Raw genomic sequence first — 16,177 nt, forward strand, 5'->3', positions numbered from 1 at the left:
CATAGAAAACTATACAGACACTGCTTCAAAACAATAAATAGTGCGGTTTTATTTGCTTTTAGGGTTTTATTTGCGTAGCATGCCGAATTGTATTGCTATCCTTCCCACCTTTCTCCTTATGGAAAGATTTATCAAGCACGCCAAGCGGAGCATCTCAACATTCTCGCTGGCGGCTCTTTCGCTAAATATTTTACTCGGATCTGCGGTAGCAGCTTTGCCGGTTTTTTCGCCACAGGCAAATGCCGTAGGCACAACCCTGCTGGCCACTGCAGTCGGAAATTACGATCAATGGAGTGCGAGTGCGGGAAGCAAGGTTGCTGCTGTGGGCACGAATGATGCTGTTTTTATCAGTGAGGCGACAAATACAGAGAGGCAGAGCTTCACATTTGCATCTGCAGGCATTCCCACTGGCGCCCTTGTTAGCTCCGTCGTCTTGAATGTTCTTGCAAAGGAAACAGGAGGAAGCAGTGCGTCTATGAAATTATTTGCAGAAGACGGGCTTACAGCCGGAGATCGCGATGTCGGAAGTACGAACAATCTGACAAGCAGCTATGTAAACTACACGAAAACCTGGAATGAAAATCCCTTTACGAACAATGACTGGACTGCAGCGGAGGTGAATACATGGACAGTGAACTTTGGTGTCGAAAAAAGTTCGGCCAATGCGGATGTTGCCAATGTGACCTACATGGAACTGGTCGTGAATTACACAGTTCCAACCTGTAATGCACTGAGTGCTACCATTTCGGGTTCGGGAATTATCAACGGTACTGCCGGTGATGATGTGATTGTTGGTTCCAGCGGTGTGGATACCATCACAGGAAACGGGGGAAATGACACGATCTGTGCGCTGGGGGGGAACGATTCTGTCACAACAGGAAACGGTAATGACTGGATTGATACAGGTGACGGCACAAACACTGTTGTTGCCAACGGAGGGAATAACACAGTATTTGGCGGAAGCGGTAACGATAACATTACAACTGGAAACGGTAATGACACTATTGATGCGGGAGATGGAAGCAATGTAATTGTGGCAGGTGCGGGTGTGAATATGATCGACTCAGGAAACGGTAACGATACCATCACTACTGGAAATGATAACGACACCATTGTTGCCGGAGACGGAAGCAATGTGATTAATGCGGGCTCTGGCACAAACTCTGTCACAACCGGCAACGGTAATGACAGCATTACGACTGGAAACAACGATGACACAATCGTCGCAGGTGCCGGTAGTAATACAATCGTCGCAGGTGCCGGTGTGAACTCTGTTACAACCGGTAATGGCAATGACGATATTACGACTGGAAACAATGACGACACTATCATTGCAGGAGATGGAAGTAATGTGATTGACGCGGGATCGGGTGAAAATACCGTGACCACTGGAAACGGAAACGACGATGTCACCACTGGAAACGGAAACGATACTATCGTTCTTGGGAATGGGACGAACGGCACAGCTGGTGATCGTATTCAATCAGGTGCAGGAAATGACTCGATCACAGGTGGGTCCGGTAATGATCACTTCGATGGCGGAGATGGTATGGACTATTGTGATCCTGTCGGAACAGGGGGAAATAATACAACAATCAACTGTGAAGCCGTGGGCGATCAGGCACTCGTCACTATTGTCAAAGATGCACAGCCGGATACTGCGGATGACTTCCTCTTTACAGGCGATATCGGTGCATTTGCACTCGATGACGACGCCGACGGAACACTCCCGAACAGCACAACTGTCACGATGGCTGCCACAGTGGGCGGCACGGTCCGCTCAATCACGGAATCTGTGGCTACAGGTTGGCAACTCCAGAGCATTACCTGTACTCCGGATGCCGGAACATCAGGAAATGTCGGTTCTCAGACAGCAACAGTTCTTTTGAATAAAGGAGATCATATCACTTGTACATTCGTGAACACTCCTGCTCCTGTTACGACAGTCAGAGTGACAATCGCTAAATATATGAACGGCGTTCATGCAACCGCTGGTAACACAGACAATGCATCGTTCAATATGACCGCTGTGTACAACGCATCCAACATCGGATCGGGTTCCGATCCTTATGTCATCAGTGCAACCGGAAACGGTACGCCTGAGGCATACGAAGCACAGACGATTGCACTCGCATCCGGTGCGGACTACAGCACTTACGAAACCATCAGTGCGCCATGTACCGATGCAACACCGTTTGAATTGGTTGGATATTCCACAGGAGATTCTTTGGCAGCTGCCGAGGCAGCGCCTGTCAGCATGACAGTGCCCGCTTTCACGGGGCTGACATCTGATAAGTTTGTGATTGTCTGGAATGAAACCTGTCCTCCGGTCCCGACGCATCTGACACCGGCAGACGGCAGCACGCTGACAACCGCACAGCTCGACAAGATCGACTGGAGCGATGTGGCAACGCCTGCATTGCCGATGACGTATTTCTACGAAGTGGCAACGACAGATACGAGCACCAATCCTGATGGGTCCTTCGTGAACCCGGTGTATGAATCTGCAGCACTGTCCGACTCCGAAATTGTGACAGCAGGTACAGGAGATGGAACCTACCACTGGCATGTCCGCGCCGTTGACGCTGCAGGAAACAGCAGTGCATGGTCGGCACCTTGGACGGTGACAGTCAGCAACGCCGCAGTGGATACCACGCCGCCGGTCGTCGAGATTCTCGGGTACCGCAATCAGACAAGTGGAACCTATGATAGCGGTCCTGCTATCCAGGCCTGTGGCACCACTACCGCCTCTTCCTTCATCGCCTTTGAGTGGCAGGAGGTTGGCACCGATGTGTCTCAGCCGTTGAGCTACGAATACAAGATTCTCAGCGGTCCAGCCGGTGTTGGATACACACAGGTACACTCTGGCACACACCACAACGGCGGTATTCCTGCAGAAGGAACGTATACCATCCAGATCACCCCGACCGATGCAGCATCGAATGTCGGAACACCTGTTACCTGCACCATGACCTATGATGCAGACTATGTGGCCCCTGTTGCCTGTAATGTGTCTGATATTGATCTGATTGCACACTGGAAGCTCGACGAAGCTGCCAGTGCAACCGTCGCAGAAGATGCAACTGCCAATAACAATGATGGTGCAGTGATGAGTGCGACGTCCGCTGCAACTCCTGCAACAACACCGGTGTTTATCAATACAGGGTCCTACGACTTCGATGGTGTGAACGACAGTATCGATATGGGAAGCAACGTCGGCAACTTCACCGTGGCTGACTCCTTCTCCATTTCCGCCTGGATTAACCCCGCTCTCGACTTCCAGAATCATGCCATTTACGGAAATACCTGGAGCAGCCCGGGATACCTGCTGCGCGTGACGGATCAGAATAAGATCCGATTTATTCTTGCGGAGAACGGCAGCGTCTACGAAGGCATGGATTCCGGTGTGCTCACTCCGGGATGGCACCATGTGACCGGTGTCTGGGACGGTGCGAACGTGAAAGTGTACGTTGATGGAGTGGATGCATCCATGACCTCCATTGCAAACGGGACAGTCTCAACCATCACCACATCCGCACATACGTTTATCGGACAGACCGGACAGATCGGTTCTGCACACTACTTTGACGGTATGATCGACGACGTCCGCGTCTACGGTGATGTCCTGAGCGAGAGTGAAATCGCAGCTCTTGCTGCCGGACAGTGCCAGGGCGGAACACCGACACCAGCTTCTTCCTCGTCATCTTCCTCCGTGGCAGCTTCCTCTGAAGCTGCATCATCTGAAGGGCAGGGCAGCAGTGCACAGTCCAGCACTCCTGAAATCGTCGCTTGTACCACAACCGCTTTGGCAGGGTACTGGCCGATGAACGAAGGCGAAGGCACAACAGCATTTGATATGACCGGTCTCGGCCACGACGGAACGCTCCAGGGCGGAACCGCCTGGGCATCCGGTGCAAACGCTATCACGCCAAATCCGTTCGGTCTCGACTTCGATGGCTCTGATGACATTGTGAACATTACGAGCAGCAACGACTTCAACTACGGAACACAGGAATTCACCGTCAGCACCTTTGTCCGCACCACAACGGGTAACCGTTCCATCCTCGGAAACTTCAGCGCCGGATTCAAGGGTTGGGGACTCTACGTCTACAACACGAACCAGGTGAACTTCTTCGGATACGGTTCCATGGGTAACAACGATGCCGCAAAGCCGGCCATTGTTCTCGACGGTAACTGGCACAACCTGACAGGTGTGTACCGCCGTTCCGGAAACGATCTGACCATTGATACCTACGTCGATGGTGTCCTGGTTGGTTCCAACACCGCTGCTGTCGGAGATATCTCTGCAAACAGCACTCTCTACTTCGGACAGTATCTGCCACAGCCGTCATTGGATGGCGGACTGGATGACGTCCGTATTTACGGCCGCGCGTTGAGCGCCGGTGAGGTCGCGGCTATTGCCGGCGGATGCAGCAATCCTGTCATCGCATCCTCCAGCTCCAGCTCTTCAAGCTCTGCATCAGAAGGGGAAAGCAGCAGTGAGTCTGTTGAGTCATTCCAGTCATTCGGTCTCTCCACACCGGAGGTTGAACCGGGTAACGGTGCTTTCCGCGGTAGCAGAACAAACATCCTCGCGGGTGTGATCAACTTCATCAAGGGTAAGATCAATATCACTGCTCCGGGTAGCTTTGGTGGTGTCGCACCGGGTGGATTCGGAGGTGCATCGGATCTTCCGTATACAATCGAAGAGAAAAACCTGATCTGTACCATGAAGCGTGCTATCCCGACAGATGCGAAACTCGCTATCTGGGAATGGGTCGCGTCCACTCTCTCCGAGCAGATCAATCATTCTGCAGACGATATTCTGGAAAGCCTGAAGGATTCCACCTTCTGTGACTACCAGGCAACCGCCAAGACGAAGGTTGCAGCCGCTGCAAAGCCGCTGCCATTCCTCGTGAGCGCTGCAGGATTCCCGCTTTCCGACAACCCGACATGGAACGCGTGTGTCACGGGTAAGGTGACACTCCAGGACATCCGCAATAACCCCGACAAAGACAAGCACGGACGCGGCCTCAGTTGTGCCACGTACCACACGGGAAACATGTGGACACACCCGGATCTGAAGATCTTCTTCACTTGGAACAGCAAGACGAAGAAAATCACGCTTCCGGAAGGATTCGCTATTGAGAAGCAGGAAGTCACGCTCTAACCCGCTTCACATATCTTCAAAAAAAGCCCCGCACGATGCGGGGCTTTTTGTAGGAGTATTATTCAGTGGTCCGTTTGTACTTTTCCAGGAAGACCATGGGGCTGATGACGTATCGTGCGGCTTCCGCAGCAGTCGGCAGTGATGACGGCCAGTATATTTGATGTGTTGCCGCGTCATCGTTCAGATGCTCAATCTGCAGGTGCAGGTGTGGTGCAGTCGAATTGCCGGTTGAGCCCGAACGCCCGATCAATTGCCCCGGCAGGACCGTATCGCCGACGTGCACAGTGGCAGTCTGCAAGTGACCGTATAGCGACAGCCAGCGCTCCCCGTCCGGCATGATGTGTTCTATGAGGACATGGACGCCAAACGACGAATCATCGTTCCGGATGGCAGCCACCTTTCCCCCGCCAATGGCACCAACAGGCGTCCCTTCTGCAACTTTGAGATCCAGTCCCGGGTGAACGGCTCTGAATTCCGGACTATCGACATCGTAGGAACCAAAGTAGCGGGTGGAGTAGAACAACTTCGCTGTAATTTTCGCCATATTGTCCGGTGTCAGATCCGAGCTGAGTGTCCGCATCGGGATGGTCAATGTGTGCAGATTGTACGCGGGGATTGCGACAAAATCAGACGCATTCATTTCGCTGTATGTCCGATCCCATTCCTTCGGTGTGCGCATTTTCCCCCAGTCCGGTGTTTGCGAGACCGGGAAGACGGCGCGGATGAAAGGCGGGAAGTCGGTTGAGACGGACGATGTGCTTGCCTTTGAAGATAATGAGGATGAACGGGGGGAAGATGAGGAAGACGAAGAGGACGAGGAGTACGAAGAAGACAATGACGACGATGTAGGTTCAATAATCAGCGTGATGTCTTGAGATGCCTGTGAACTGCTTGAGGCTTCTTCCAGAGGGGCGGCAGGACGCAGGGAGGTATCTGCAACAACAGTCGAACGGACGGTTTGTCTCTTGGCTGCGCGTAATGTTCTCCGCAAAATTCTCTGTGCGAGTCTCTGCTGACGGAGAGACGGCTTTGGTGTCACGGACACGGCGTTCCTGCTGGCAACAAAAATCGGTTGCTGCAGTAATCGCGCATGGAACTGTGTGGACTGGAGTGAAACCTGCAAAAATATACCGATACCCACTCCCCACAGGAAGATGCGGGCATAGAATCTGGTCTTGTCTGTGAGTGTGTGTATGTTTGTGACCATTTCTTGTTATTATACATTATTTAGACATATTTAGCAATAAGTGGAATAGTACTAAAATGGTGAAAAGAGCATCAAAAGACCAATATTCTGTAGCCAGTTGCTGTGTAGGGCATCTGTGCCTAGAGTAGGGGTATGAAGCGTCGTTTCACTGAAGACAGCTGGCGCAAAGAACCCTGGTTTCTCAGCCTCTGTGCAGCCATGAATTCCTGCAAAAATGAGGAAGAAATCGCGAATCTCTTCCGGGATATTGCGACATTGAGCGAATTGCAGGCAATGGGGGAACGTCTGGAAGTGGCAAAACTTCTCAGCCAGGGCCTCAGTTACCGCCAGGTAGCGGCAAAAACCGGTGCCAGCACCACAACCGTCACCCGCGTAGCCAATTTCCTGGAAAACGGCGAAGGGGGCTATAGAAAGGTCTTAAACACGCATCGGCACCATAGAATGAAAGTGGGGATGAAAAGGATCGACACTGCAGAAAAGCCGGATTCCGATCCAACGCCTTCAGAGCAAAAGAAAGACGTTTTACCCATCAAAAAGACTGCGTTGCAGAAGTATTTGGGGTCATAAGGCTAGATAAACTGTGACATCTCGTTGACACACTAAGAGGCGGGACTTAGAATGCGCCTCCTTTTTAAGAAGGTTGTTTGCTTGTTGCAGACGTAAAAACCATGAACCGCGTTGGATTCATGGGAAAATGTGATCGATCATTGAAAGCATGAATAAGGATGTAGGAAATGCTGCGTTTTGTTTTACCCACTGGATCGTTGGCAGATGCAGTCAGGAAGTATCTCGCGACGGCTGGCTACCTTGTTCCTCAGCCAGAACGCACTGGTTTGTGCGGGGTTGTAAATGAGGTCGAGTTTTACCAGCTTGACCGGCGAATGATTCCCCTCTTTTTGCACAGCGGTGAGTATGATGCCGGCCTCACGGGAGAGGATCTGGTTTTGGCGAGCGGTGTTACACACTTGCGGCCAATTGCCAGGTTTAACTTCTCCCGCGCTAGCGAGCGGCCGACGAAATGGGTGTTGGCTCAAAAAGCCGGTGCCACCTTTTCCACAGACCGGATTGTGAAAATCGGATGTGAATTGCCTGAGTTTGCGAGACGGATTGTCGGTGAGCGGATTCGCCGGTACACCATTGTTCCCATCTCCGGCAGCGAAGAACAATGTGTGAGTGCTGGCATCATCGACATGGTGCTGGTGGTGACGGAGAGCGGATCGTCCATCAAGGCGAATGGGCTGGAGATTGTCCCGGGGTGTGAGAATTTGTTTGAGAGCATGCCAGTGATTGTGGCGCGTCCCGATATCGGAGATGCTGAAAATGAAGCACTCGCGGCGTTGTCCATCGCTCTGAGATCAGTTGTCGGCGCCAAAAGCCACATCATGATCACCTTTGACTTCCCGGCGGCGAAGGATGTGATGGAATTGGAACTTCCGGCAGCCGTTGCTCCAACCATGGCAAAAACAACTAATAACGAGTGGAATGCATGCACCATCTGCGTTCCCATTGCCTTGCAGGGGACGATTCTTGCCAAGATTTCAAACGCAGGAGGAAAGAGTATCGTCGTGAGCCCGGTGCAGGGTTACATCTCTTAATCTGCTGATGCGTTGATCAACCCGTGTCTGTGCCCAAAAAGCCCAGATGCAACGCCCCCGATTTTCGACAGAAGATCGGGGTTTTTTCTGTATACTGAAGCCATGCATCACCTGTTTATGCACCGGTGTCTGGAACTTGCCGCGCTTGGCCGCAAGGATATTGGCAATGGCGCGCTCGTCGGGAGTGTCTTGGTGCGTGACGGAAAAATTATTGCCGAAGGATATCATCGTGCGTTCGGTGAGGCGCATGCGGAACGAGCTCTTTTGGAATTATTCACGGATGACATCAGGTCTGATGATAGTCTGTATGTGAATCTGGAGCCGTGCTGCCATCACGGAAAGACGCCGCCATGCACGGACATCATCATCGAACGCGGTATCAAGCATGTTGTCTACGGAATGTCTGATCCGGATACACGTGTGAGCGGGGAGGGGATTGCGATTCTTCGGAAAAACGGCATCACCGTCGAAGGTCCTGTGCTGCACGCAGAGTGCGAGTGGTTCAACAGGGGATTTATCTCTGTACGCACAAAGCAGCGTCCGTGGATTACTGTGAAAATGGCGAAGACGGGTGATGGAAAAATCGCGAATGACGATGGATCACCGCTTGCAATTACATCACCGCAGCAGAACAAATGGTCGCACGAATTTTTGCGAGCACGACATGATGTGATTCTTGTTGGGGTGCAGACAGTTATTAACGACGGTCCTGTTCTGGATGCAAGACTCACTGATCATTCTGATTATCATCCGTGGCGCATTGTGCTTGATCCACACGGAAGAATTCCTCATGATGCGAAAGTAGTGAGTGATGATCACGCATCATCAACAATCATTGTTGTCGATCCATTGCATCAGAAAAACGTTGAAGCACTGCGGAAAAACGGGGTGCATATTTTTGAAGTACCATCACAGAATGGCATGTTTGTGTGGCAAGAATTGTGGGAGAAGTTATTGGGATCAGAAGGGGATTTTCGTGGTGTCACGTCGATACTGGTAGAGGGAGGAAGTAAAACATCGGCCATCTTCAAAGATGCATCGATGGTGGATATGGATATCAGTCTGATCGGATAGTGTCACCCTGAGGTCGCTCGAAGGGTGATCATAGACGTGTGCATACTTCGAGTGTCCTCAGCATGACACTTACATATCCAGCAAATGCCCCATCCGCGTTTTTTTCGTGTGCAGATATTTCTTCTGCCTGTCCGACGATGGCTCAATCTGAATCGGCAGTTGCTCTGTGACTTCCAGTCCAAAGCCCTCCAGTCCGGAAATCTTTTTCGGGTTATTCGTAAGAAGCCGCATGGACCGCACGCCGAGCATTGAGAGAATCTGCGCACCAATACCGTATTCCCGCAGATCCATCGGGAAACCGAGTTTGATGTTGGCGTCGACCGTATCCAGTCCTTCTTTCTCCTGCAGATCGTACGCGCGGATTTTGTTTGCGAGGCCAATACCACGTCCTTCCTGGCGCATGTAAATAATCACGCCATTGCCTTCGTCATGAATGCGTTTCATCGCAGCGTCGAGCTGCTCGCCGCAATCGCAGTGGACAGATCCGAACACATCACCAGTCAGACATTCTGAATGCACGCGAACGAGTGTGGATTTATGTTCGTTGATGATGCCTTTCACAAGTGCAACATGCTCCGCACCGTGCACTGTATCTTTAAACACTTTCAGCTGCCACGGTCCGGTTTTTGTATCCAGCTTTGCTTCGGATTCTAAAAACACCAGTTCCTCATGCTGACGGCGATACGCGATTAAATCTGCAATCGTAATGACGAGAAGATTGTGTGCTTTTGCAAACGCCTCAATCGCATCGCGACGCATCATGGTGCCATCGTCATTCATCAGTTCACAACCAACCGCGGCCGGTTTGAATCCGGCGAGCCTGGCGAGATCGACCGATGCTTCCGTGTGGCCGGAGCGCACAAGCACACCGCCGTTTTTGGCACGGAGGGGGAAAATATGACCCGGCCTGCGGAGATCGCCTGGCTGGGCATTTTCTTTAATGGCAGCCAGAATCGTCGCAGTGCGGTCTTTGGCGGATACGCCTGTTGTCACTCCTTCAGCCGCTTCAATCGAGACCGTAAATGGTGTGCCGAACTTGGATGTGTTGTCTTCGACCATCGGCGGCAGCTCGAGATGATGGGCGATCCCCTCGCTCACTGCGAGAAAGACAATGCCGCTCGTGTGGCGGATGATAAACGTCATGGCATCTTCGCTGATCATCTCTGCCGGCATGACAAGATCACCTTCATTCTCGCGGTCTTCATCATCAACCACAATGATCATTTTTCCGTTGCGGAGATCGTCCAGCGCAGTGTTGATGGTTGCAAAGTCGGACATTATCTTTTTGGTTACAGGTGATAGGTTATGGGTTATCGGGATTCTTTGATTGAGCTCAAACTAGAAAGACTGTGAAGCACTGCAAGGGCGGCTTCAATTCCTTTGCTTTCATTGCCGAAACAGCGCCTGCGTGCGTCTTCGATAGTGTTGACGTAGAGCACTTCGAACGCAAACGGAATATGGTACGTGAGCTGCGTTTCCATTATGCCGTTTGTTGCTGCTTCTGCGAGGAGTCTTGCGTGATGTGTTTCGCCTTCAACAATAATGCCGAAGCCAATCAGCGCATCGACCTTTTCCTCTTCTGCAAGCGCTGCGCCGATCAATGGGATTTCAAAAGAACCGGGAGCCGGATACACAATAATGTTCGCATCACTGAGTCCTGCAGCAACAAATGTTTTCTTCGCACCCTCAATCAATCCATTGATTTCTTCCTCATAATACGACGACGCGACGATGCCGATTTTCCAATTGGAATCGACGGCAGCCGGAAAGGAAATGGTGTGATCTTTTTTCATAGACGGGAGGAAAGAATGTAACGACCGAGAATATCTGTTTCAATATTCACACGATCACCGGTCTTGAGTGATCCGAGTGTCGTGTTGGAAAGTGTATGCGGAATAAGAGCGACCGTACACACTGCATCGACCATAGATGCAACTGTCAGCGACACACCATCAATCGCAATCGAACCCTTCTCAATCACAAACGGAACCAGCGCATCAGGAAGAACAATTTCCAAGACCCCAATGTCCAATGTCCAATGTCCAATGTCCGTCGTCCCCTCCACATGCCCCTGCACAATATGTCCTTCAAAACGATCGCTGACTTTGAGTGCTCTTTCCAGATTCACAACATCACCACTTTTGAGATCACCAAGTGTTGTTTTGCTCAACGTTTCATCAATCACATCAAACCGCATCGACTGATCATCAAATGCCACAATGCTCAGACACACGCCGGAGACGCAGATGCTCGCACCGAGTTTGATATCGTCAAACATTGCCGGGCGTTCAAGAATGAGGCTTCCGTCAGTGCTTTTCAGCACTCCTGCCGTTGCTTCAATAATTCCGGTAAACATGGCAATACAGTATAGCAAAATTTCCTCATTCCTATCCCTCAATTGCGCTCTTTTACTGCACTTTACTAATCGGATACATAATGCGGTTTCCCACTCTGTAGAGGAATTCAAACCACTTATGCAGGAGCTCCTGGGTAACAGGCAGTCTGCCGTTTTCCGCATGATACTGTGCGGACGCCGCAAATTTTCCGCCGTACTTTTTCATCAGTGCCAGGCTGGCCGGACGCTGGTCGACAACCAGGCCGAACTTTCCTTTTGCAGGAGTACAGCGTGCTTCGAAGTGTCGCATGATCACCGTGCCGCCGTAGTACTTCATTGCTTCCGCGACGTGCAGTGTGGTGAGGTACATGAGTGCTTTCCACGCGATCATCGGAGCGCCACCAGTGAAGATGAGTCCGATTGGTTTGCCCTTAAACTGTCCTTTGGAATGCGTCTCGTGATCCAGTCCAAACGCGCCCATGCGGTCGATGAGATTTTTGAGATGCGCGGGGACGGAGAAATTCCAGATGGGACTGGCAAACACAATGCCGCTCGCATCACTCAGAATGGTTTTGATGCGCTGATAATCGGGCTCTGTTGCATTGTCCGGCTCGTAGTCTGCGAGCGTGAAGTGATGGAGCGACAGATCTTTCAGTCTGATTTTTTCAAACGTCACGCCGGGAACCTGTTTTGTTCCCTCGATAAAAGAGTCGGCAAGGACGTTGGCGTTGCTAGGATCGTTCATGCCGGCAACGACGACGGCGATCATACAGGGTTTTGTCATACAGTGAAGTATGGATCATTGTTGCCTTTGCATCAAATCTATCTTTCGTATGTTTTGTGCCCGGGACACACAACCCCTAGGTCCGGAACTTCCCCTTTTCAGGAATTCCGAGACATGCTGCAACATGCATTTTGCGGAGACGATTTCGTCGGGTTTGGGTCTGTACAGAGCGAGCTTTGACAGGTGTCCACAACGCTGCTCATTAATTCTTGCCGGATGTGGGGACCTACAATATCTTGGGGTTTCAGTCGTCTACAGGCACTACATCGTGTATTTTACTTGTCATTCCTCCCTTGCTTTATGAACCCCACTGCAACGTCTGCATCTACCCAGACCGATGACCTGACGCAGGCATCTGTTCCTGCTGCCGCTCCTGCCAAAGGAACGAAGGTGGGTCTCTCCATTGAGCGCGTCTTCACGACGCCGGGCAGTGATCCTCTGGAAGAGATTGCGTATGAAAAGCGCACCAGCCGTATCAAGAATACGGATGGCAGCGTGGTGTTTGAAATGGAGAACGCGGAAATTCCGGCAACGTGGAGCCAGGTTGCAACAGACATTGTGGTCAGCAAGTACTTCCGTAAGGCCGGTGTCCCGCAGCGCGACGCTGATGGCAATCTGATCCGCGATGAAAAGGGGAATGTGGTGACAGGTCCGGAGCGGTCTGTGAAGCAGGTTGTCCGCCGTCTCGCTGGTTGCTGGAGGTTCTGGGGAGAGACACATGGCTACTTTGCAACGACACAGGATGCACAGGCGTTTGAAGATGAACTCAGCTACATGCTCGTTCGCCAGATGTCTGCGCCCAACAGCCCGCAGTGGTTCAACACGGGTCTGCACTATGCGTACGGCATCACCGGACCGGCACAGGGTCACTACTACTGCGATCCGGTCACCGGAGAAGTGAAGCGCAGCACCGATGCCTACACCCACCCGCAGCCGCATGCGTGTTTCATCCAGTCTGTGGATGACGACATGGTGAATGAAGGAGGAATCATGGACCTCTGGGTCCGTGAGGCGCGTCTCTTCAAATTCGGTTCCGGAACGGGAACAAACTTCAGTAATCTCCGCGGAGCAGGCGAGCCTCTCAGTGGAGGTGGAACAAGCGGAGGATTGATGAGCTTCCTCAAAATCGGTGACCGCGCAGCGGGCGCCATCAAGTCCGGAGGCACGACACGTCGTGCAGCCAAAATGGTGTGTCTTGATCTGGATCATCCGGATATTGAAGACTTCATCAACTGGAAGGTGAACGAAGAGAAGAAGGTCGCCGCTCTCGTAAAGGCCGGCTACGACAACGACTTCAACGGCGAGGCATACACAACCGTGTCGGGTCAGAATTCCAATAACTCCGTCCGCGTCGCTCATGACTTCTTCGAAAACGTTGAGCGCGATGGCGACTGGAACCTCTACTGGCGCACCGAACTCCGCAAGGCAAAGGCAGAAAACCGCGAACCGAAGCCCTGCAAGACGCTCAAGGCGGCGGCACTCTGGGATCAGATCGGCTACGCAGCGTGGGCCTGTGCGGATCCGGGACTCCAGTACGACACGACCATCAATGACTGGCACACCTGTCCTGCAGACGGACGCATCAATGCATCAAACCCGTGCAGCGAATACATGTTCCTCGATAACACGGCCTGTAATCTCGCATCCCTCAACCTGCTCAAATTCTACGACAACGAGCATGGGACATTCGAAGTTGAAAACTTCCAGCACGCTGTCCGTCTCTGGACCATTGTCCTCGAAATCTCTGTGCTTATGGCGCAGTTCCCGAGCAAGGAAATTGCAGAACTCAGCTACAAGTACCGTACGCTCGGACTCGGCTACGCCAACCTCGGCGCAATGCTGATGCGCATGGGTATTCCGTACGACTCCGTAAAGGGCCGCGCCATCTGTGGTGCTATCACCGCTATCCTCACGGGTGAGTCCTACGCCACCTCTGCAGAAATGTCCCGCAGCCTCGGTGCTTTCCCGGGCTACATGAAGAACCGCGACAGCATGCTGAAAGTCATGCGCAACCACCGTCGTGCCGCGTATGACGCTCCGCAGAAAGAATACGAAGGTCTGCATGTGACACCGGTCGGACTCGATCAGAATGAAGTGCCGGAGTATCTCCTGCGTCCTGCCAAGGAAGTATGGGACCGCGCACTCGCAATGGGTGAGGAACATGGTTACCGCAATGCACAGACCACCGTTATTGCGCCGACAGGCACCATCGGACTCCTGATGGACTGTGACACCACTGGTGTCGAGCCGGACTTTGCGCTTGTGAAATTCAAGAAGCTTGCCGGAGGCGGATACATGAAGATTGCAAACCAGTCTGTCGAGCCCGCTCTCGTGGCGCTTGGCTACGATCAGACACAGGTGAAAGACATCATGCGCTACGTGATGGGCACGCTCAGCCTGGAAGGCGCTCCGCACATCAACCGTGCGAGCCTGCGTGAGAAAGGATTCACCGATGAAGATATCGCAAAAATCGAGAAGCAGCTTCCGGCTGTGTTCGAACTCAGCTTCGCCTTCAACCGCTTTGTGCTTGGAGATGAACTGATGAAGAAACTCGGATTCACGGATGAGCAGCTGAACGATCCGTCCTTCAATCTGCTCAGAGCGCTCGGATTCACAAAAGAACAGATCGAAGAGGCGAACGTTGTCATCTGCGGTCATATGACCGTCGAAGGCGCACCACACCTCACGACAGAGCAGCTTGCAGCGTTTGATTGCGCCAACAAGTGCGGCAAGATCGGACAGCGCTTCATCAGCGCCGAAGGACACATCCGCATGATGGCGGCCGCTCAGCCGTTCATTTCCGGAGCTATCAGTAAAACCATCAACCTCCCGAACGAGGCAACGGTCGAAGACATCAAGAATGCCTACTTCCTGAGCTGGAAACTCTGTCTGAAGGCAAACGCTCTCTATCGCGACGGATCCAAGCTCAGCCAGGCTCTCAGTAACAAATCAGATAAAAAGGACGAAGAGAGCAAGGAAATTGTCGACAGAGTCGTCGAGAAAATCGTCTACAAAGAAGTGCCCCGCCGCAGAAAATTGCCGGCCGAACGCATGGCGATTGCTCACAAGTTCTCTATTGCAGGACACGAAGGCTACGTGCACGTCGGTATGTACGAAGACGGCGCGCCGGGTGAGATCTTCATCAAAATGAGCAAAGAGGGTTCCACGCTCTCCGGTGTCATGGATACGCTCGCACTGAGCCTCAGTATGAACCTCCAGTACGGTGTGCCGCTCGATGTACTGTGCGAGAAGCTGGTCCACACACGCTTCGAACCGATGGGTATGACCGCCAACAAAGAAATCCCGATGGTCAAATCCGTTATGGATTATCTCGGACGCTGGCTTGCCCTCAAGTTCATGACCAAAGAGAAGGCAATGATGTTCCACAACCACGACCTGGTGGAGAAGTCCTACAAGGACGGTACGAAGAGCAAGGATGCCTTTGCAATGCGTCTCCCCGTCGTCGACGAAGGGTCGACGGCTCCAAGCCTGTTTGAGGACACAGTAGCCTTGCCGGCCGTAGCTTCCGAAGAAGCGGAGGCTGGACCCACCACTCTCGAAATCGCCAAGCAGCAGGGATTCACCGGAAGCATCTGCGGCAGCTGTGCCTCCACGAAAATGAAGCGCAATGGTAGCTGTGAAGTGTGTCTGGATTGCGGGGCAACGTCCGGTTGCAGCTGATCTCGACTACGCTCGATCTGAGGATCTATGTTAAGAAAAACGAAAGCCGCTGACATCCTGTCGGCGGCTTTTTTGGCAATCACGCGACTGCCGGCTCCTCTTTGGTTAGCGGTCTTTGGGTGTAAATGCACAGACAAGTGCTACTGCACCTACGGCTCCTACTACAATGACCGAACCGCCAAACTTCCCAACCATTCCGAACACAATGCACGCCATCTCTCTGTCCCCAAAGAGAACTTGTGAAAGGATCACGGCTGATCCATCTGCAAACATCATCGACCTACGCACGCAGAGTGTCAATAATCATTGTCATAAAGAAAACCGCAGATCC

10 protein-coding genes are annotated in these 16,177 nt (G+C 52.2%); 5 read left to right on the forward strand and 5 right to left on the reverse strand.

The window, feature by feature from the left end; all coding sequences use genetic code 11:
- Positions 1 to 118: 118 nt before the first annotated feature.
- Entirely contained in the window at positions 119 to 5,170 is a 5,052-nt protein-coding gene (locus tag K8942_02365; GenBank protein UPA23034.1) for a hypothetical protein, read from the forward strand.
- A 58-nt stretch (positions 5,171 to 5,228) separates the two neighbouring features.
- On the opposite strand, the gene K8942_02370 is transcribed toward K8942_02365, so the two are convergent.
- Entirely contained in the window at positions 5,229 to 6,377 is a 1,149-nt protein-coding gene (locus K8942_02370; GenBank protein ID UPA23035.1) for a M23 family metallopeptidase, read from the reverse strand.
- Between the two features lie 132 nt (positions 6,378 to 6,509).
- On the opposite strand from K8942_02370, the gene K8942_02375 reads away from it, so the two are divergent.
- The 3 genes from K8942_02375 to ribD all read left to right on the forward strand — a co-directional run bounded on the left by K8942_02375 (position 6,510) and on the right by ribD (position 9,046).
- Positions 6,510 to 6,944 (forward strand): trp operon repressor, encoded by a 435-nt coding sequence (locus K8942_02375; protein ID UPA23036.1) that lies wholly within the window; start codon positions 6,510 to 6,512, stop codon positions 6,942 to 6,944.
- A 167-nt stretch (positions 6,945 to 7,111) separates the two neighbouring features.
- Positions 7,112 to 7,972 (forward strand): ATP phosphoribosyltransferase, encoded by an 861-nt coding sequence (gene hisG / locus K8942_02380; GenBank protein ID UPA23037.1) that lies wholly within the window; start codon positions 7,112 to 7,114, stop codon positions 7,970 to 7,972.
- A gap of 102 nt (positions 7,973 to 8,074) precedes the next feature.
- Entirely contained in the window at positions 8,075 to 9,046 is a 972-nt protein-coding gene (ribD, locus tag K8942_02385) for a bifunctional diaminohydroxyphosphoribosylaminopyrimidine deaminase/5-amino-6-(5-phosphoribosylamino)uracil reductase RibD (protein ID UPA23038.1), read from the forward strand.
- Positions 9,047 to 9,115: 69 nt separating this feature from the next.
- Here the strand turns inward: ribD and K8942_02390 are convergent, their stop codons facing one another.
- From K8942_02390 to K8942_02405, 4 genes are read right to left on the reverse strand one after another with little or no spacing between them, the layout of a single operon-like run.
- Positions 9,116 to 10,324, reverse strand: a complete 1,209-nt coding sequence (locus tag K8942_02390; protein ID UPA23039.1) for a bifunctional 3,4-dihydroxy-2-butanone-4-phosphate synthase/GTP cyclohydrolase II — start codon at positions 10,322 to 10,324, stop codon at positions 9,116 to 9,118.
- 32 nt (positions 10,325 to 10,356) lie between these two features.
- Positions 10,357 to 10,839 (reverse strand): 6,7-dimethyl-8-ribityllumazine synthase, encoded by a 483-nt coding sequence (gene ribH, locus K8942_02395; GenBank protein UPA23040.1) that lies wholly within the window; start codon positions 10,837 to 10,839, stop codon positions 10,357 to 10,359.
- On the reverse strand, positions 10,836 to 11,402 hold the full coding sequence (locus K8942_02400; protein ID UPA23041.1) for a riboflavin synthase: 567 nt from the start codon (positions 11,400 to 11,402) through the stop codon (positions 10,836 to 10,838). Before K8942_02400 ends, ribH begins: the two co-directional genes overlap by 4 nt.
- Before the next feature lie 52 nt (positions 11,403 to 11,454).
- Positions 11,455 to 12,165, reverse strand: a complete 711-nt coding sequence (locus tag K8942_02405; protein ID UPA23042.1) for an NAD(P)H-dependent oxidoreductase — start codon at positions 12,163 to 12,165, stop codon at positions 11,455 to 11,457.
- A 300-nt stretch (positions 12,166 to 12,465) separates the two neighbouring features.
- On the opposite strand from K8942_02405, the gene K8942_02410 reads away from it, so the two are divergent.
- Positions 12,466 to 15,846 (forward strand): vitamin B12-dependent ribonucleotide reductase, encoded by a 3,381-nt coding sequence (locus K8942_02410; protein UPA23043.1) that lies wholly within the window; start codon positions 12,466 to 12,468, stop codon positions 15,844 to 15,846.
- Positions 15,847 to 16,177 lie beyond the last annotated feature (331 nt).

This window comes from Candidatus Peribacteria bacterium, from assembly GCA_023038255.1.
Classification (GTDB): domain Bacteria; phylum Patescibacteriota; class Gracilibacteria; order Peribacterales; family Peribacteraceae; genus CALREJ01.